General features: G+C 41.6%; 14 protein-coding genes and 2 pseudogenes. 3 read left to right on the forward strand and 13 right to left on the reverse strand.

Features of this window, described 5'->3' with window-relative positions:
* Positions 1-25: 25 nt before the first annotated feature.
* Positions 26-1,306: an alkaline phosphatase gene (locus ISX45_RS15435; RefSeq protein WP_194519373.1), complete on the forward strand. Its 1,281-nt coding sequence runs from the start codon at positions 26-28 to the stop codon at positions 1,304-1,306.
* Between the two features lie 589 nt (positions 1,307-1,895).
* Positions 1,896-3,104 carry an oxalate decarboxylase family bicupin gene (locus ISX45_RS15440; RefSeq protein WP_194519374.1) on the forward strand — a complete coding sequence of 403 codons (1,209 nt, stop codon included), beginning with the start codon at positions 1,896-1,898 and terminating at the stop codon, positions 3,102-3,104.
* A 656-nt stretch (positions 3,105-3,760) separates the two neighbouring features.
* Here the strand turns inward: ISX45_RS15440 and ytxJ are convergent.
* From ytxJ to ISX45_RS15455, 3 genes and pseudogenes are all read right to left on the reverse strand, one after another.
* A complete protein-coding gene (gene ytxJ / locus ISX45_RS15445) occupies positions 3,761-4,087 on the reverse strand; it encodes a bacillithiol system redox-active protein YtxJ (RefSeq protein ID WP_194519375.1) in 327 nt (108 codons plus the stop codon).
* A 1,185-nt stretch (positions 4,088-5,272) separates the two neighbouring features.
* The gene (locus tag ISX45_RS15450) at positions 5,273-6,088 is read right to left on the reverse strand and encodes an ABC transporter permease (RefSeq protein ID WP_181555290.1); all 816 of its coding nucleotides are present in this window, start codon (positions 6,086-6,088) and stop codon (positions 5,273-5,275) included.
* A pseudogene (locus ISX45_RS15455) lies at positions 6,085-6,995 on the reverse strand (ATP-binding cassette domain-containing protein). Before ISX45_RS15455 ends, ISX45_RS15450 begins: the two are co-directional and overlap by 4 nt.
* A gap of 523 nt (positions 6,996-7,518) precedes the next feature.
* On the opposite strand from ISX45_RS15455, the pseudogene ISX45_RS15460 reads away from it, so the two are divergent.
* Positions 7,519-7,684: pseudogene (locus ISX45_RS15460) on the forward strand (phenolic acid decarboxylase); the annotation flags it as partial.
* A 168-nt stretch (positions 7,685-7,852) separates the two neighbouring features.
* Here ISX45_RS15460 and rlmH read toward each other — a convergent pair.
* The 10 genes from rlmH to dnaB all read right to left on the reverse strand — a co-directional run bounded on the left by rlmH (position 7,853) and on the right by dnaB (position 18,716).
* Positions 7,853-8,332: a 23S rRNA (pseudouridine(1915)-N(3))-methyltransferase RlmH gene (gene rlmH / locus ISX45_RS15465; protein ID WP_181555288.1), complete on the reverse strand. Its 480-nt coding sequence runs from the start codon at positions 8,330-8,332 to the stop codon at positions 7,853-7,855.
* Between the two features lie 83 nt (positions 8,333-8,415).
* The gene (locus ISX45_RS15470; RefSeq protein ID WP_194519376.1) at positions 8,416-8,571 is read right to left on the reverse strand and encodes a CxxH/CxxC protein; all 156 of its coding nucleotides are present in this window, start codon (positions 8,569-8,571) and stop codon (positions 8,416-8,418) included.
* Positions 8,572-8,670: 99 nt separating this feature from the next.
* Positions 8,671-9,897 carry a S1C family serine protease gene (locus ISX45_RS15475; protein WP_181555286.1) on the reverse strand — a complete coding sequence of 409 codons (1,227 nt, stop codon included), beginning with the start codon at positions 9,895-9,897 and terminating at the stop codon, positions 8,671-8,673.
* Between the two features lie 127 nt (positions 9,898-10,024).
* Positions 10,025-10,819 carry an MBL fold metallo-hydrolase gene (locus ISX45_RS15480; protein WP_181555285.1) on the reverse strand — a complete coding sequence of 265 codons (795 nt, stop codon included), beginning with the start codon at positions 10,817-10,819 and terminating at the stop codon, positions 10,025-10,027.
* A gap of 5 nt (positions 10,820-10,824) precedes the next feature.
* Positions 10,825-11,610: a two-component system regulatory protein YycI gene (locus tag ISX45_RS15485; RefSeq protein ID WP_181555284.1), complete on the reverse strand. Its 786-nt coding sequence runs from the start codon at positions 11,608-11,610 to the stop codon at positions 10,825-10,827.
* The gene (locus tag ISX45_RS15490; RefSeq protein WP_181555283.1) at positions 11,597-12,946 is read right to left on the reverse strand and encodes a YycH family regulatory protein; all 1,350 of its coding nucleotides are present in this window, start codon (positions 12,944-12,946) and stop codon (positions 11,597-11,599) included. The genes ISX45_RS15485 and ISX45_RS15490 overlap by 14 nt, the downstream gene beginning before the upstream one ends.
* Positions 12,927-14,756 carry a cell wall metabolism sensor histidine kinase WalK gene (walK, locus tag ISX45_RS15495; protein WP_181555282.1) on the reverse strand — a complete coding sequence of 610 codons (1,830 nt, stop codon included), beginning with the start codon at positions 14,754-14,756 and terminating at the stop codon, positions 12,927-12,929. The genes ISX45_RS15490 and walK overlap by 20 nt, the downstream gene beginning before the upstream one ends.
* A gap of 9 nt (positions 14,757-14,765) precedes the next feature.
* Positions 14,766-15,476 (reverse strand): response regulator YycF, encoded by a 711-nt coding sequence (yycF, locus tag ISX45_RS15500; RefSeq protein ID WP_181555281.1) that lies wholly within the window; start codon positions 15,474-15,476, stop codon positions 14,766-14,768.
* A 148-nt stretch (positions 15,477-15,624) separates the two neighbouring features.
* Entirely contained in the window at positions 15,625-16,911 is a 1,287-nt protein-coding gene (locus ISX45_RS15505; protein ID WP_194519377.1) for an adenylosuccinate synthase, read from the reverse strand.
* A gap of 440 nt (positions 16,912-17,351) precedes the next feature.
* A complete protein-coding gene (dnaB, locus tag ISX45_RS15510; RefSeq protein ID WP_181555279.1) occupies positions 17,352-18,716 on the reverse strand; it encodes a replicative DNA helicase in 1,365 nt (454 codons plus the stop codon).
* Between the last annotated feature and the right edge of the window lie 4 nt (positions 18,717-18,720).

Genomic DNA, 18,720 nt, shown 5'->3' on the forward strand with positions numbered 1-18,720 from the left:
AAAACAAGTCAAAGGAGTGTCAAAAATGAGCCAAAAAAAGCATCGGATCATAGGATTAACGTTAGGTGTGGCGCTAACTGTTTCTGGAGCTGTCACAACATTTGCTTTTTTCAACAATGACACGCCGAATCAATCTTCTCCTATTCAGGGAAAAGCCAAAAATGTAATTGTGTTTGTCGGGGACGGAATGGGAGCAGCCCATCGTGACGCCATTCGGCTGGCGGCCAAAGGACTTAATGGAAAGTTGGAAATGGATGACATGCCTTATGCCGGAATCGTCCATACAAATTCAGCGGATCCAAAATCGTTTGTCACCGATTCAGCCGCCGCCGCTACTGCGATTGCTACAGGAGTAAAATCGTATAATGGGGCCATCGGTGTCGATCTGAACGGAAAACCTGTTAAAACCGTCTTAGAACAAGCGAAAGAGGCGGGAAAAGCAACGGGGATTGTCACAACGAGTCAAGTAACCGATGCTACTCCTGCCGCGTTTGCATCTCATGTGGCAAACCGCTCATCACAAAGTGATATTGCCAAACAATATCTAGAAAACAGTAAAGTCGATGTGATTTTAGGGGGTGGGGAAGATTATTGGTATCCAACTGAAAATCCGGGAAAATACCCTGACTATCCCGCTGAAGATCCAACAGAAGCGAGCAAAGGAACAAACGGCAACCTCGTCGACAAAGCCAAACAATTAGGCTATACGTATGTCAGCAATGCTGATGAATTGAAACGGGCAAAATCTAACAAACTCCTTGGCTTGTTTGCCAATGAAGAAATGTTTCAGCAACGTCCAGAAGGAGAAGGAGACATCTACGACCCGGTGGTATCACTGCCTGACATGACCAAAAAAGCGATCGACATTTTGTCCAAAAACAAAAAAGGATTTTTCCTTCTAGTTGAAGAGGAAGCGATCGATGAAATGAGCCATGAAAACAATGCCGCCTTAACTATTAAAGCCGGTCAACAATTTGACCAAGCGGTAGCTGTAGGGAAAGCCTATGCGAAGCAACATCCTGATACACTTGTCATCGTCCTAGCTGACCATGATTGTGGTGGACTTACGGTTGAAACCGTGAACGACTCTGATGAATCCGGTGATGGAAAAACAACCTCATCTGAGGACGGTCCATTTCCTATCGCCCATTCCGATCAGAACTTTGTCCTAGATTGGACAACATCCGGCCATACAGGTACTGATGTGCCTTTAACAGCCATGGGCCCAGGAGCTGAGAAATTAACAGGAATCTATGAAAATACACATATACACGATGTCATCCTTCGAGCGATGCGTATCAAATGACAGGATCGTAACAGATCATTGTCATCGCTAACGAACACCATGCTTATCATTGGTGGATGCAAAGCGCATCTCCCTCTTTATTTTTAACTAGATTTAATACAAAGTAATGCTTCATACAAACGCTTAAATGTTGAATACTAATTAAAACAGAGGCTTGTCAATCTACAACAAGCCTCTGTTTCATATTTAATTACTCACTTCAAACTTTTGTTTTCTCACTATTTGTGGTACGGTTCACCGCGTTTTACTAAGTAGTACCGTCGGTAGTTGAACAAAAAAGATATCTGTTTAATATCTCTTCGATTTAATTCGGCCTCTATTATAATATCTCTAACCAGTTCCTTCTTCTGTTCGTTTATCGCTTTCAACAATTCTCTCCGTTCCTCCCCTAGTCATTCGTCTATTCGTTACATCTTCAGGTTATAAGAGAAAATACTTTTCTTCGCCGCTACGCGAAAATGATATATTCCTGCCTCTCTAATTAAAAATCGGACTTTTAATAGATACCGTCTGACATACACATGTCAAAGTCATCATAAAATCCAATATGAATACTCACTGTATGATCTAAGAAAAAGGAGCGTGTTTCATGGATAATCGAACCCGAAATCAACCTGCGTATGGAAATGTGCCGCAGCCTATAAGAGATGATGGTGCTGGTGCGACCGATTTCGGTCCGCGGGACGTCATGCGAGACCTTGAAAACCCCGATATGCTCGTTCCGCCGGCCACCGACGCCGGAACGATCCCCAACTTGAAATTCTCTTTCTCCGACACCAATATGCAGTTAAATCACGGCGGCTGGTCACGGGAAGTGACGGTTAGACAGCTTCCGGTCGCGACAACACTTGCGGGTGTGAATATGCGCCTGACGCCGGGCGGTGTACGTGAGTTGCATTGGCATAAGCAAGCGGAATGGGCCTTCATGATTTTGGGCCGGGCACGCATCACCGCGATCGATCAGAACGGGCGGAACTTTATAGCCGATGTCGGCAAGGGAGATCTGTGGTACTTTCCCCCTGGCATTCCACACTCGATTCAAGGGTTGGAGGAAGGCTGCGAGTTTCTGCTCGTCTTCGACGACGGCAACTTCTCCGACCTCGACACCTTCTCCATCTCCGATTGGTTCGCGCACACACCTAAAGACGTGCTGGCGGCAAATTTCGGCGTACCGGAAAGCGCCTTTGCCCACATCCCGACGAAACAGCGATACATTTTCCAATCAAAGGTGCCCGGTTCTCTGGAAAGTCAAAAGATACCGGATCCTTACGGTACTGTTCCAAAGAACTTCACACACCGGCTGCTTGCACAGGAGCCGATCGTAACTCCGGGCGGGACGGTGCGCATAGTCGATTCCACTAACTTCCCCATTTCGACTACAGTTGCGGCGGCGTTGGTAGAAGTCAAGCCAGGTGGAATGAGGGAAATGCATTGGCACCCGAATAACGACGAGTGGCAGTATTACCTCACGGGCACGGCGCGTATGACTGTGTTTGCGGCGAATGGCAAGGCCCGAACTTTCAATTTCCGGGCTGGTGATGTAGGATACGTACCGTTCGCCTTCGGGCACTATATCCAAAACACTGGTGACCAAAGTCTGTGGTTTCTGGAGATATTCAAGAGTGACCGTTTCGCCGACGTGTCGCTGAACCAGTGGATGGCGCTGACTCCTCGGGAGCTGGTAGAGAGCAACTTGCATGTAGGACCAGAACTGATGAACGCGCTGCGGAAGGAAAAATGGCCGGTCGTCAAATACGCTGGTATTCGACGGCAAGTAGAAAAACACCTAAACAGCTGATAATTACTTTGTGCTCTCGCTCGGTCTATTTACTGTTCCCTACAAACATGTCATTACTTATGGTAAAAGTATATATTTCTATTAAAATATTAGACCACTTCATTTGATGGAAGTGGTCTTCGTTACGTTAAATTACGTTCAAAAACGATTTACTTGTATTTTTCTAATTCTGCTCTTAAATCTCTGATTAATATATCTATCTCAACAATAGATGTATCTTTATTAGGAAATTATAAAAGCCTTAATTTTGTCCTCTTTCATTCCTTCAAGCTACTCTTCTATAAACTCATATAAATCAATACTCTCTGATAAAAATGCTTTTCATTTAATTCATCTATACAATCATTTACTTTTATATTCCATATAAATGTTACAAAAAGAGATGATCATAAATGATTGTAAATACCAGTAAATTTGATAACAAAGAGTCAGGAGCCCTTTCAACTGGATGTTAAGGATAAGTTTAAAACCGTGACTTTTTTGGTCACGGTTTCTACTCTTTTACTATTTCTATCAGTTTTTTAGTTCAGCAGGATTAAACCCTTTTACCGCTTGATCTGCTACGACAGTTACAGGCACTACTATAAACCCAAACTTTTCCACTTACTTGTTGCACTCATTGCATCCCTGTGCGGAATAGACGATTACTTGTTTGTTCATTGGGTTAGCGCCTCCTTGATAGACTCCCGGGTGATCTTCCAGTGGGAAGCATTCCAGCGTACTTTTCCATCCTCCAAAAGAAAAATTTGCGGAGATTCATGCTTAATTCCAAATTCCTCTGCAATTTTGTTGGAAACGAGACGATCTTCAATCACCAGGAATACAGCAGCAGGAGTATCCGTTTCCTTCACGAATGCTTGAAATTCCTCATAGGCTTTAGCACTGATCGGACAACTGGTGCTGTGTTTAAAAAGCGGTTGTTGGCCCGATTGTTGAACAAATTGATGCAAGTCTTCTATAGTATGGAGTTGTTTGATGGACATGATTTTTTACCCGCCTTAATTATTTAGACCTCTTTTAGCGTGTGCAGAAAAGCCTCAATTTTGTCACGGTCAAACACATGAAAAGCTCGATCCTCCAACACGATAAGTAGACAAAAGGAGTGGAGCCTTAGGTGCCACTCCTTTTGTCTTGATTTTGATTACGCAACCAGGAACGGCCATTTATGTTAAGATTCCCACTCATCGATTCGATATTATGCAAAAAACTCATTTACTTATGATATGGCTGAGCAAGAAAATTGTAGAGAAACAGAAGGATACTAATTTTAAGGGTAATATTAAATTATTTATATACTCTTTGATTTTTGTTCTAATAGAATAGAATTATTCCCCTTTTTTAATTTTTGTTACAGGAGAAGGTAATTCGTATGATCATCCAGTTCATTCGTCTACGGTAATGTAAGGTGCAGACCATTTTTTTACCCCATCCGATTTTTTAAATGGTATGGGTTTATTTGGCTGCGCCTTTTTTCATTCACCGACTACGAATGAATTGGGGTGTTTTTTATGTCCAAAAGCAGTAAAAAGATGATAAATGCCAAACTTATGTAAGAATTTGAAGGAATTTGATCTTCGGGACATTGAACATGTGCATTATAGTGTAACTTTGGATCATACACTTATCGAACACTTGGTTCAGATGCCCCCTTATCTTGGAGAGCAACAGAGGAACGTCTACAAAAGATTCTAAAAATGGATTCAGCTGAAATAACCATTGATTTAACCATTTTGTTTGGAAAAAAACAAAAATGAATGATTTTCGAATAATAGTTGAACAACGGAAAGACAGCCTAAAGTTTCATGTATTAGGCTGTCTTTGTTTATCCTCTCTTGGTATATTCCATGCCTCTAATCTGTCAATAAAAGAGCTATGGATCACGATCACCATCTTATGCTTTAATCCACTATTTATATACGATCTAAATGAGGCTTAGTTTTAGCTTTGGATCTTTCTAAAGATTTTTATATGGATTAAATTATAAAATGTTATATCTTTCACCGTTCTCTGCAATGTGCCATCGGTATACAACCGATACACATATAAACTATGGAAGACTATATGATTTGTTAAAAGTTCTGCAAGTAGTAGTAAGGTTCCGTAATTTTTCGGTAAAAGCTTATTTTATAACTAGGATATCGTGCACTGATCAGTACAAGATATCCAATTTATGCCCGGCGCATATATACACGGACGGTGATAGGCGCAAAGATCGCCACGATGGCCGCAGCCCCGATGAGAGAGACGGCGAAATCCCAGCCAATAGTTCCATCATTGATCAGATCACGGACAGCAGTAATAATATGCGAGATCGGATTGATCTTCGCAAACCATTGGAGCCAATCGGGCATCGTCTTGACTGGCACAAAAGCATTCGAAAGAAACGTAAGCGGAAACAGCACAAGCATCGAGATTCCTTGTACGCTTGAAGCCGTACGCGCAATCACGCCAAAAAAGGCGAAGATCCAGCTGATTGCCCAAGAACACACAATCACGAAAACCGCGGCGATGACGACGTAACCCAGTCCTCCTTCTGGACGATAGCCCATGATATACCCCATAACAAAGGTGAGCACTGTCGCAATGGTATATCGGATGGTGTCTGCCAACAGAGCTCCCGCCAACGGAGCAATGCGTGCAATAGGCAGCGACTTAAAGCGGTCGAACACGCCCTTATCCATATCCTCGCGCAGTTGGACTCCGGTAACAATGGATGTCCCGATGACAGTCTGCACGAGGATGCCAGGAATGATGATCGGCAAATAGTTATGTACATTTCCCGAGATGGCTCCGCCAAAGATGTAGGTAAACATCAAGGTGAAGATAATTGGCTGAAGCGTGACATCGAATAATTGCTCGGGTGTGCGCCGAATCTTCAGCAAACCTCGGTAGGCCATCGTCAACGAGTTGCGCACCGCCTGGCCAAAGCTTGTGTTGTTTTTTAATTGGCGATTAACAGCTAGCTGCTTAGAAGTGCTTTTCATACTCTTACCTCCCCCATTTCATCGGATGTCTCTGATGTGTCCTCCTTCACACTATGGCCAGTAATGGTTAAAAAGACCTCGTCAAGAGTCGGCTTCTGAACACTCAATTCAGCCAAGTGGATTCCTGCCTCGCGAAGAGCGATAAGCAGATCAGTAACTCGATCGGCGTCCGCCATCGGTGCAGTAATCTTCCCCGTTTCCAGCGACACATTTGACCGGACCTTGAGCACCCGTTCAACGGTCTGGCGGGCATTTTCGATATCTTTTGTATTTTGGATTTTCAATTGTAGCGACGAACTGCCAACTGACGCTTTCAGCTCATCCGCGGTTCCCTCGGCAACGACCCGGCCGCGATCAATCACCGCGATTCGATCAGCTAGTTCGTCAGCCTCCTGTAAATACTGGGTTGTTAACAGTACGGTTGAGCCCTGCTTTACCAATCGCCGGATGGTATCCCACATTTGATTGCGCGTGCGCGGATCCAGTCCTGTAGTCGGCTCGTCTAAGAAGATGAGCGGCGGCTGTGCAATAAGGCTTGCCGCTAGATCCAGCCGGCGCCGCATGCCGCCGGAGAAATTTTTCAGCGGGCGCTTCGCCGCTTCTGTCAAACCAAATTCCTCCAACAACTCCGCAGCTTTACGCCGTGCCTCTGTGCGGCTCAGCCCTAGCAGCCGAGAAAAGATGACTAGATTCTCGATCGCGCTGAGTGACTCGTCAACCGATGCATACTGGCCAGTCACACCAATCAACTGACGCACGATCTGCGGCTCCTTCACCACATCGTAACCAAAGATGTATGCCGAACCTGCGTCCGGTCGCAATAAGGTCGCTAGCATTCTGACTGTAGTGGTCTTGCCTGCCCCGTTCGGCCCAAGCACGCCGTAGATCGACCAGCGCGCACATTCAAATTTACGCCATCAACCGCACGTTTGTCGCCAAAAGTTTTAACAAGTCCGTGCGCTTCAATAGCCCAATCGCCATTGTTTGGCACTGTTCGGTATATATGTCCCATTTCAATTCCTCCTCTACAACTGAGTACATGGTGATGGTAACACCTCTTTATGAACTGAATATGAACAATGAATGACCATGATTGACATCATTCAAATGCTAGGAGTCTGTCCGACGAAAGTAAAAATGTGAATATTTTTAAGCCATTTGCAAGTTGTCTTTATTTTCTTGATAACCCCCAAATCAATATTCCGCCATCTTCTCACGCATAATAAGCTTCAATAAGCAGTCCCTTTTTGTCTACATTACCCCATTATTTTATTGTTTTTTATCTATAGCGCGCGCTTAGGGATACCTTTTATAAAATTTTTAAAGCAAAAATATATTTTCAATGATATAGAATTGGTACATCAAATGAATGCATTTTGTTAAAAATGAATCATCTTTGATCTATAAAGAAACTTATTATGCATAAATGAATTTATAGGTCGTCAAGTCATTTTATTGATACTTATGAAAACGTCTGGGAATATGAACTCTATGTCAAAAATGAAGATACTATTGATTATCGTATTCATAATGGAAGGGGTGGTAGATAATAAACTTTCGTGGACTGAACTCACTGATACAGGTGTTTCTTTAAACAATTATATTTTCATCTCTGGTTAAAAATTTGCTTTGAGTATAAACAGGAAACCCTTATTGGTTTCCTGCTTCTTCTTTTAAAAGGATCTATGAAACGCACGTATGTTGAGTGTGAAATCACTTTTTCCAATGAATAAACACACCAATAATTATAACCAAAAACCTCATTTACTTATGGTACGGTTCACCTCTATTAATCCGAAACGCCCGATAAATTTGTTCAAGGAGAATGAGGCGCATGAGCTGATGGGGGAACGTCATCTTGGAAAATGATAAGGCTTCATCGGCACGTTGCATGACTTTTTTGCTTAAACCGAGCGAACCACCAATGATAAAGGCGATTTTGCTTTTGCCATAGGTGGCGAGCTTGTCCAAGCTTTCTGCCAATTCCTCAGACGATTTCATCTTTCCTTCAATAGCTAAAGCAATCACATACGTATCATCCGAAATCTTCGCTAAAATGCGTTCGCCTTCTCTTTCTTTGACTTGTTCCATTTCCTGATTGCTTAAATTCTCCGGCGCTTTTTCGTCTGGCACTTCAATCATTTCGATTTTTGCATAGCCTGACAGCCGTTTTATGTATTCCTCGATTCCTTGTTTTAAATATTTTTCTTTTAGCTTACCAACAGAAATAACGGTAATATTCACAGTTCATCCCCACTTTACAAACAAACTATCCACAAGATTTATCCACATATACACAACACATATCCACATATAGTGTAAAAACATTAGTTCCCCACTATATATACGGCCTTCTTTGGACAAAAATCGCATGTTTTAGATTGGTTATCCACAGTCATATGTGTAATTTCCGGCGCTTGCTCCATTTTATCCACATACATATCAATTGCTAAATCAATATGATCTTCACAACAGGCAAACATAACATGTCCCTCCTTATCCACTTGTGGAAAAAAGAAAACAGGAGCGTGATTTTCGCTCCTTGTTGATAACTTATTCACAAACCATTCTCGTTACATCATCTAAAAGGATTCTTTCGTTAATTTCATAGTGACTGTTCGTTTCTCTCCATCACGATAGAATGTAACGGTCATTTTATCACCAATTGATTTTTTTGTATACAAGTATTTTCTCAATTCAAGGACATTGCGAATCTTTTTACCATCTAACGCAACGATGACATCAAATTGTTTTAATCCCGCTTGTGCCGCTGGAGACATTGGCACAACTTGAATAACCGCAACCCCTTCTGTCACATCTTTTGGCAAGTGCAATGTTGCCTGTAAATGATAAGATGAGATATCACTTAATGAACGGAGCTCTACTCCCATATAAGGACGACGTACTTGACCATACTTTTCTAAATCGGAAATAATCGGTAGAGCCGAATTAATCGGAATCGCAAAGCCAATTCCTTCTACTGCTTCTTGAGCAATTTTCATCGAGTTAATACCGATGACTTGACCTTCAATATTAACAAGAGCGCCACCACTATTTCCTGGGTTGATCGCTGCGTCTGTCTGTAATACTTCGGCATTCCAGTCTGGTAACCCATCTTGGTCTAAATCAACCTCAACTGTCCGATTCGTTCCTGAGATAATTCCTTGTGTAACAGAACCAGCAAATTGAAGTCCAAGCGGGTTTCCAATCGCAATGACTGGTTCCCCTGGCTTAACCGTGTCAGAATTTCCGAATTCCGCTACTTTTTTCACATGCTTTGCATCAATTTCAAGCACTGCTAAATCGGTTAACAGATCGCTTCCTAATAACTTTGCAGGCACCCTTGTTCCATCTTTTAGGCTTACTTCTAATTGACTTGCATTTTCAACAACGTGATGATTCGTAACAATGAATGCTTTACCATTTGCTTTTTTATAAATAACACCGGAACCTGTTCCCGCTTCCTCGTCGCCTTGCGACCAAAAGTTGGCCTCTTGAATGTTGACGACACCAACAACGGCATCCGATACTTTATCAATCGCTTTTGTCACTTGGGACGAAACATTGACAGCCACATTTTGCTGTACAGCCGGCTGCTTTGTCGTTCCTGCTTCCTCTTTTCCCGCCTGTTCACTCTCTTTTGGCGTAATATCATAAGGAAGCACATTCCATTTTGAAAGTGCTGGAATTGAAATCATTATTAATAATGCACCTAAAATGGCACCGACTAGCGCTGATAAAAACCAACCACCGCGATTTCCTTTTTGCTTTTGTCGATATTGTTCATAATGATCATCGTAATACCCCATACTCACCAATCCTTTCGACAAAGAGGGTTCGGTAAAAGGTAGTGTGTGTATCTATCCCCCATTATACTTCGTGACGATGGAAAAAATCCATTGTAAACACATTAACTTATCTTTCCCAAAATGTTGGCTACACATACACGAGGTCTGTTGGAATTTTCGGATCAGTGTCATATAAATGAAATTGCTCTCCAACGGCGAATCCCTTGCTGGTTAATGTCTGTCCGACTGTCATTCGCGCTAATTCCTTCATATTGTTATCTTGACTTAAGTGTGCTAAATAGATTCGTTTTGTCCGATCGCCAATGACATCGGCTAGAGCAAGGGCCGCATCTTCGTTAGATACATGACCTACATCACTTAAAATGCGGCGCTTAATATTCCAAGGATAATGCCCCATTCGTAACATATCTACATCATGATTGCTTTCAAACACGAACACATCCGCATTGTTAATAATTCCTTTCATGCGGTCGCTTACGTATCCAGTGTCTGTGATCAAGACAAGCTTTTTGCCGCCGCAGTGAAACACATAAAACATCGGCTCTGCAGCGTCATGGGACACGCCAAATGATTCAACATCCAAACTTCCAAACGAACGCACAGTTCCTAATGGAAATACAAATTTTTGCTCGGTCGGAATGTCACCAATCAAACCTTCCATCGCTTTCCACGTTTTTTCATTTGCATAAATGGGAAGCTTGTATTTCCTCGCGATGACACCTAGTCCTTTAATATGATCACTATGTTCATGGGTCACTAAAATGGCCGTCACCTGCTGCAGCTTACGATCAATTTGTTGAAACAACTGTTCCATCTGCTTGCCACTCAATCCTGCATCGACAAGCAATCGATGTTCATCTGTTTCGATGTAAAAAGCATTTCCGGTACTTCCACTTGCTAGGACGCTAAACTGCATATTCATTTTTCTCACTCCAACATTTTCCCTTCATCGCTAATAATCTGTCCTTCAAACGCATTAATAAAATAATCTTCTTTTCCGTTCACTACAATATGCCATGTTGGTGTTAACACTTGTGAAGCCGTAAATTGAACAAGCGCATAGTAACCAAGTTCAATGGACGTAACATGGTCTCCCGGTTTCAAATAGTCTTTTTTATATAACGTTTCAATGGCTTTAATGGCTGGAATGATTTCTTGCTTTTTCTCATATTTCTCTAAATCATCTAATAGAGTTTGTTCATAGGAAACAACTTCATTTTTTTCATTTAGATGAAGCAACAACATGCTACTTACATTTTTATAAATAACTTTGCCATTATACTTTTGAAAACAAATAATGGTATTCGATTTTTCATCAAACGCCCAAAACGTATAATCTTTACCATTAAGAATATGGCGCTGTAAGAACTCGCTCAAACGATACGGATCTCTAAAATTAGAAAGAGATATAGGATGAATAAACGTTGCCTGCAAAATCGTTTGATTGCTTACAGTGACTTTTTGATTGAATAATTTGCTAATTTCCTGACGGGTAAACGTTTTACTCTTTCCGCTTACATATGTCGCTTTTGTAATTTCTTTGGGCAGCTCCACGTAGGTAATGCCATTTGCTTCTAACTGCTCCTCAATCGTTGTTTCTAAAATGACATCTAATTGACTGTTGCTTCGTTTTTCCATAAACTGATAACCCAAAAAGAAATCGAGGATGAGGAACGTAATAATAAAAATCGTTTTTGTTTTACTCCAATCCATTCACGTTCCCTCCTCTTTCTTTGTTTAACTCTTCCATCGGAACTTCCCGCCATGTTCCTCCATACAAATAAAACCAAGCCGGTTTCAAAATAATAACCTTTTCCCTCTCCGGATCTTTCACAAGCTCATATCCTACTGTAATCCAATTCACTAATTCTTTTTTGAATCCTTTTATTTTCTGTAGCTTTTCAATCACTTCATGACCAGATAACAGTTTCATAGGCACACTTACACGGTCTGGAATTTCCAGACGAAATAACGGACGCTGGTACTTAATCGGTTCATTATCGCCCCACGTTTGAACAATTTCAGACATTCCATAATCGTTAAACACAGGATAGTTATTCATACTCAAACGAAAAATAACTTTCCGTTCTTCATGATCCCATTCAGCAAAGTGGTACATGTCCGTCCAACCGCCATGCTCGTTGACAAAATCAATGCTTCGTTGGATCAAATTGCTATCTTCCTCACTCGTCCTGTTCATTGTATTTTGGGCAGCAGGATTGACATATAACAACAACCGCTGTAAAAAGTCCACATCCATCAGCCGTGAACCATCTGTATATTCTTCGCCAAACGTGAGCAAATCTTTTTTCACAAAGCTCGGATCGCTAAATAACGCTTCCTTAAACTTATCAGGATCAAGTTCATCTGTGTAATATTGTAACCGACTCAGCGTAACTTCTTTTTCAGGAAGGAAGATGGACTTTGTCTCACTGATGTTGTAAGCAAAATAGCGTGGATACTTGTCTGCTTTTTCATCATATAAACGTTCGATTTCCGCGAATGAAACATTGCTGGCTACAGCTTTATATACTCTTCGATTGTTCGTTGAAACAAAGTACACAGAAATATCTTCTTGTTTCTCAACAGGGATGATGATTCGGTCAAAGCTAACTCTTTTAATTCCTTTATCTTCAATTTGAAAAATTGCACGATAAATATCAATCGGAATATCATCTGGATAAACGATTTCAATTTTCCCTCTTCCATGTAAAAACGATAAGAAATTCCCCTTCGGAATGGTCGTTGAAATATTTTCGAAATCATCGAATGTCCATTTTTTCATTTCTTTTAATAACGCGTTGATTTCTTCTTCTTCAATCATTCCATAGTGGGCATTATTTTTATGGATGAATATTTGTGAAGGCTGAACAATCATCGCCGTATCGACTTGCGTATTGCTGACTGATATGTGCTGGATATACTCATCATTTTGCATTACATCATATTTGGGGTGGTATGTCCATAGTCCCCATGTCAACACAATGCTTGTCAACACTAAAAAAGTTAATATAATCGTTTTAATTGTTTCATACTTCATACCAGTCATCCTCTTGAATCCGTTCAAACGGTAAAGTAAAGAAAATCGTTGTGCCCTTATGCTCCTTACTTTCTGCCCAAATTTTCCCTCCGTGGGCAACGACCACTTCTTTAGCGATCGCCAATCCCAGCCCTGTGCCGCCAAGTTTACGTGACCGTGCTTTATCGACACGATAAAATCGGTCAAATACTTTTGCTAAATCTGCTTTCGGGATACCAACTCCTTCATCACTGACGCTAACTAAAATTTCATCGCTCAGCTCTTTGACGCGAAACGTAATGTTACCGCCTCGAGGAGAATATTTTAACGCGTTGGAAATAATGTTATCGAGCACTTGGGTGATTTTATCTTCATCGATTTCAATAAAAATCGCTTCATCAGGAATTTTCCGCACAAACGTAATATTTTCATTTTTCGTTAATTCGAAACGGTCAATTACCTTATGAAAATATCGTGAAAAATTCACCCATGACTTATTCAGCTTATAGTCCTTGCTGTCGAGTTTGGAGAGCTGAAGTAAATCATTGACTAATCGAATCATTCGCTCCGTTTCCATCTGCGTGACTTCAATAAACCGTGGGGCAATCTCTTCATCCCTCCAAGCTCCTTCTGCTAACGCTTCTAAATAACTTTTCATTGTTGTTAAAGGCGTCCGCAGCTCATGAGAAACATTGGCGACGAACTCTCGCCGTTCTTGGTCGATTTTTTCTTGCTCCGTAATATCATGCAGCACAACGATTAATCCGTTGACAAATCCAGTTTCTTTTTGAATAACGGATAAAGAAGCACGCAAGATATATAATTCGTCATCCGTACTAAAGTCTAAAATTAACGAATCGGGCTCTTCTAGTAACGTCTCAAATGTGTATTGGTCGCCGAGGCCTAATACATCAATAATTGAGCTTGAAAGAACTGTTTCACGTGAAACATTCAAAATATTCAATGCGGCATCGTTAATTAAAATAATTCTCCCGCGGCGGTCAGTCGCAATCACTCCATCGGTCATATGCGTTAACACGGAGGCTAACTTTCGGCGCTCTCCTTCCGTTGTTGCTTGGGCTTCCTGTAATTTTTTTGTCAAATTGTTAAATGTCATGGCCAATTGGCCAATCTCATCATAACCATACACCTTTACTTTTCGAGAAAAGTTCCCTTTCGACATCGCAAGGGCTTGCTTTCGCATATCCGAAATTGGGCGGGTAATCGTCCGCGATAGAAAGATGCCCAATATTGCAGTAATAGCTAGCGCGATCCCCGTTCCTGTCGCTAGAATCATATTAATTTGTCTCATTTGTGAAAATACATTTTCCATCGAAGCGATGACATAAATAACACCTTTAATTTCGCCGCCCGGCTTAATCGGTGTCGAGGAAATGTACATGCGATGCCCTGTTTTTCGATCAATGAACATTCGATCAACCATTTCTCCTGTAACGAGTGCTCGTTTCACAAAAATCTCTGTTGTCCTTTTGCCAACGATGTTTTGCATATAAGGGTTCGATGTGCCAAGCACCTTACTTTTATCATCAATGATCCGTACTTCGGAAATGTCTTGGGAGACAAAATCATGTAGAAGGGAGCGAATATCTTCCTCTAACGTCGGGCTTTTCGAATCTCTCTCTTTACTCATTGCCTGTTCCACGTTATAGGCAAGCAGCGTCACTCGCTCATTTAGAGAGTTTTTAAAGTTTTGCACAAGCTCTGTCTCTAGCTTTCTCACAAAATATACGCCAATGATTTGCATCGCAACAAGAATGAGAAGCACGTAAATCAAAACAAATTTAAAATGAATCGAACGAAATGGACCTACTTTTTTCATTGGTTTCCTTTACTCCTGTTCTGGGTTGCGCAAATAATAACCGACTCCTCGCCGCGTGACAATCCATGCTGGATGAGACGGATTATCCTCAATTTTTTCTCGTAAGCGGCGCACGGTTACATCGACGGTACGAACATCTCCGTAATAATCATATCCCCACACGGTTTGCAATAAATGCTCCCTTGTCATTACTTGCCCAATATGTTTAGCAAGGTAATGAAGCAATTCAAATTCCCGATGTGTCAATTCGATCGTTTCTCCTCGTTTTGACACAATATACGCATCAGGACGAATAACAAGTGAACCAACAGTGATCTCGTTCATGTCATTGTTCTCTTCCGACGTATTAGCACTTTGAGAATGGCGACGTAAATTCGCTCTCACGCGTGCTAATAATTCCCTTGTACTAAACGGTTTTGTTACATAGTCATCCGCCCCTAATTCCAATCCAAGTACTTTATCAATCTCTGAATCTTTCGCCGTTAACATAATAATCGGCATATCATACTTTTTCCGCACTTCGCGGCATACTTCCATCCCATCTTTTTGTGGGAGCATAATATCTAATAAAATCAGATCGGGCGTCACTTCTTCTACTTTTTGAAGTGCCTCGACTCCGTCATATGCGCAAACTACTTCATATCCTTCTTTTTGTAAATTAAATTGCAAAATATCTGCAATCGGTTTTTCATCGTCAACAACAAGAATTCGTTTTTCCATCATTGTTCACATCCTTTCTTTATCGATGGAATCGAAAAATACGTATACTATTAATTTATCACGTTATACGATTGAATTCACTTATTACCCATTGCCAATTCAAAAAGAAAAGCATAGACACATTGTATCTATGCTTGTTATAAGAAGATTATGCATATACGCTGCGGACAACATTCGTTTGCGAGCGGTCCGGACCAACGGAGAAAATCGATAACGGGATACCTGTTAATTGCGAAATTCGTTCGATATAATGACGGGCATTGGCTGGCAGCTCATCGAGGCTTTTAACTCCTGTAATATCCTCCGTCCAACCCGGAAGCTCTTCGTATACAGGCTCACATTCCGCTAATACTTTCAAGCTTGCTGGGAATTCTTCAATAATTTGTCCCTTATAGCGATAGGCCACACAAATTTTTAACGTTTCAATCCCCGTTAACACGTCAATGGAGTTTAACGATAAATCAGTAATGCCGCTCACACGGCGAGCATGGCGAACAACAACGCTATCGAACCAACCAACGCGGCGCGGACGCCCTGTTGTCGTACCATATTCACGCCCTACTTCACGAATGCGGTCGCCAATTTCATTGTGCAGTTCCGTCGGAAATGGTCCATCGCCAACACGGGTTGTATACGCTTTAGCTACGCCAACGACATGTTTAATTTTCGTTGGTCCAACACCTGAACCGATAGTGACACCGCCAGCAACCGGATTGGATGAAGTGACGAACGGATACGTCCCTTGGTCAATATCTAACATAACACCTTGTGCACCTTCAAATAATACGCGGCGTCCTTCGTCGAGAGCGTTGTTTAAAACAACCGATGTATCGCAGACGTATTGAGCAATTTGTTGTCCATACTCATAATATTCATCTAAAATGTCCTCTAGTTGAAACCCTTCAACGCCATATACTTTTTCAAAAAGAACGTTTTTCTCCTGCAAATTGCGGGCTAACTTTTCTTCAAACACTTCGCGATCGAGCAAATCAGCGATACGAATGCCGACGCGAGCCGCTTTGTCCATATACGCTGGACCAATTCCTTTTTTCGTCGTGCCGATTTTATTTGCTCCTTTTCGCTCTTCTTCCACTTCATCAAGTTTCAGATGGTATGGCAAAATGACATGCGCGCGATTGCTAATTCGTAAGTTATCTGTTGAAATGCCGTGATTATGTAAATATTGTAATTCCGCAACAAGCGCTTTCGGATCAACAACCATTCCATTTCCGATCACACATATTTTATCTTTATAAAAAATTCCAGATGGAATCAGATGTAGTTTGTATTTCTCTCCGTTAAAAACAATCGTATGTCCTGCGTTGTTCCCACCTTGATATCTTGCAATGACTTCTGCATTTTCAGATAAGAAATCAGTAATTTTTCCTTTCCCTTCATCGCCCCACTGCGTGCCGACAACGACGACCGAAGACATGGCGAGCACCTCCACTTTTCTCGATATAAACATAGTAAGTGTAGCAGTTTTACGAATGAAAGTCAATAAAACACGAACATTTATCAATTATTTTTATTATTTCATTCGTATTCAACCTATAAGAAAAGCGCAGGTGACCCAAATTCTCCTAAAAACTGCCGACACCCTGTGGACCAACGGCGAAATGCCGCCATTCTAGTTTCTGCGATGGACAAATGTTCTTTGCCCGCTAGAAGCTAGAAGCTCTTGCACTTCGAAAGCGGAGTTTATTTAACCCCTGAACTGCTTAAAGCATCTCTTTTCTAATCATGCTTCTCGCAAGTTTTACATGGATACCTATTCAAGAAACAAATGAGTTGAGCACTGAAACTAGACACTTTTCGTTTCCCATTTATAAAAAAGAGGACGCTCCTTATCAAAATAGCGCCCCTTTGTTAACATTATGCTCCTGGCGGAATATGGGCATCGTCAAAGCGACGCTCCAGATTCACAAATTTGTTATACTCTTTAATAAATGCTAATTGCACCGTACCAACCGGGCCATTCCGTTGTTTCGCAATAATAATTTCTATAATGTTTTTGTTCTCTGATTCTTTATCATAATAATCATCGCGATATAAAAATGCCACAATGTCAGCGTCTTGTTCAATACTTCCTGATTCACGAATGTCGGACATCATCGGCCGCTTGTCTTGGCGTTGTTCTACGCTGCGTGAAAGCTGTGATAAAGCGATGACAGGCACTTCCAATTCACGAGCTAACGCCTTTAATGAACGCGAAATTTCCGATACTTCCTGTTGCCGATTTTCTCGATTTCTTCCACTACCTTGAATGAGCTGTAAATAATCAATTAATACCATTCCCAGTCCGCTTTCTTGTTTCAGGCGGCGACATTTTGCCCGAATATCGCTGACTCGAATACTAGGCGTATCGTCAATATAAATGCCAGCATTCGATAAACTCCCCATCGCCATCGTTAATTTTCCCCAATCTTCCGGTGTTAGTTTACCAGTCCGCAAGTTTTGCGCATTAATATTTCCTTCTGCGCATAACATCCGCATAACTAATTGTTGGGCGCTCATCTCTAAACTAAAAATGGCGACATTTTCGTTTGTTTTCGTAGCAACATTTTGCGCGATATTCAATGCAAACGCCGTTTTCCCTACGGAAGGACGAGCAGCGACGATAATAAGATCGCTTCGTTGAAATCCAGCCGTCATTCGATCAAGCTCTGTAAAACCGGTCGGAATCCCTGTAATTTCTCCTTTCCGATTATGAAGCATTTCAATATTATCATAGGCCTGCACAAGCACATCTTTAATGTTTTGGAACGTACCGGAATGCTTCCGTTGCGATACTTCCATAATTTTCTTTTCTGCTTCATTCAATAAAACATCAACTTCGTCTTCTCGTGTATAGCCATCTTGAGCAATCGATGTGGCAGTGCGGATTAGGCGGCGCAGAATCGACTTTTCTTCAACAATGCGAGCATAATACTCGACATTCGCTGCGGTCGGAACCGCATCAGCAAGCTCGCTTAAATATGAGACGCCGCCTACTTCTTCCAATATTTGCGCATCTGCTAATTCTGCTGTTACTGTAACTAAATCAACCGGCTCTCCTTTATCGGCTACCTTTAGCATCGCATGGAAAATCTTTTGGTGGGAAGCACGGTAAAAATCTTCAGGAATTAAAATTTCCGAAGCTAATGTTAAAGCGGAAGGGTCAAGGAACACAGCGCCTAACACCGCTTGTTCGGCCTCAATGCTTTGCGGAGGAATGCGCTCAGCAAATACATCGTTCATCTCT

The organism is Thermaerobacillus caldiproteolyticus (genome assembly GCF_015326725.1).
Classification (GTDB): Bacteria; Bacillota; Bacilli; order Bacillales; family Anoxybacillaceae; genus Thermaerobacillus; species Thermaerobacillus caldiproteolyticus.

Coding starts and splice junctions, on each gene's coding strand:
- ISX45_RS15440 (WP_194519374.1), top strand. CDS start 1,896: ATGGATAATCGAACCCGAAATCAACCTGCGTATGGAAATGTGCCGCAG.
- ISX45_RS15475 (WP_181555286.1), bottom strand. CDS start 9,897: ATGGGGTATTACGATGATCATTATGAACAATATCGACAAAAGCAAAAA.
- yycF (WP_181555281.1), bottom strand. CDS start 15,476: ATGGAAAAACGAATTCTTGTTGTTGACGATGAAAAACCGATTGCAGAT.
- ISX45_RS15435 (WP_194519373.1), top strand. CDS start 26: ATGAGCCAAAAAAAGCATCGGATCATAGGATTAACGTTAGGTGTGGCG.
- ISX45_RS15450 (WP_181555290.1), bottom strand. CDS start 6,088: ATGAAAAGCACTTCTAAGCAGCTAGCTGTTAATCGCCAATTAAAAAAC.
- walK (WP_181555282.1), bottom strand. CDS start 14,756: ATGAAAAAAGTAGGTCCATTTCGTTCGATTCATTTTAAATTTGTTTTG.
- ISX45_RS15470 (WP_194519376.1), bottom strand. CDS start 8,571: ATGTTTGCCTGTTGTGAAGATCATATTGATTTAGCAATTGATATGTAT.
- ISX45_RS15490 (WP_181555283.1), bottom strand. CDS start 12,946: ATGACTGGTATGAAGTATGAAACAATTAAAACGATTATATTAACTTTT.
- dnaB (WP_181555279.1), bottom strand. CDS start 18,716: ATGAACGATGTATTTGCTGAGCGCATTCCTCCGCAAAGCATTGAGGCC.
- ytxJ (WP_194519375.1), bottom strand. CDS start 4,087: ATGTCCATCAAACAACTCCATACTATAGAAGACTTGCATCAATTTGTT.
- ISX45_RS15480 (WP_181555285.1), bottom strand. CDS start 10,819: ATGAATATGCAGTTTAGCGTCCTAGCAAGTGGAAGTACCGGAAATGCT.
- ISX45_RS15505 (WP_194519377.1), bottom strand. CDS start 16,911: ATGTCTTCGGTCGTCGTTGTCGGCACGCAGTGGGGCGATGAAGGGAAA.
- ISX45_RS15485 (WP_181555284.1), bottom strand. CDS start 11,610: ATGGATTGGAGTAAAACAAAAACGATTTTTATTATTACGTTCCTCATC.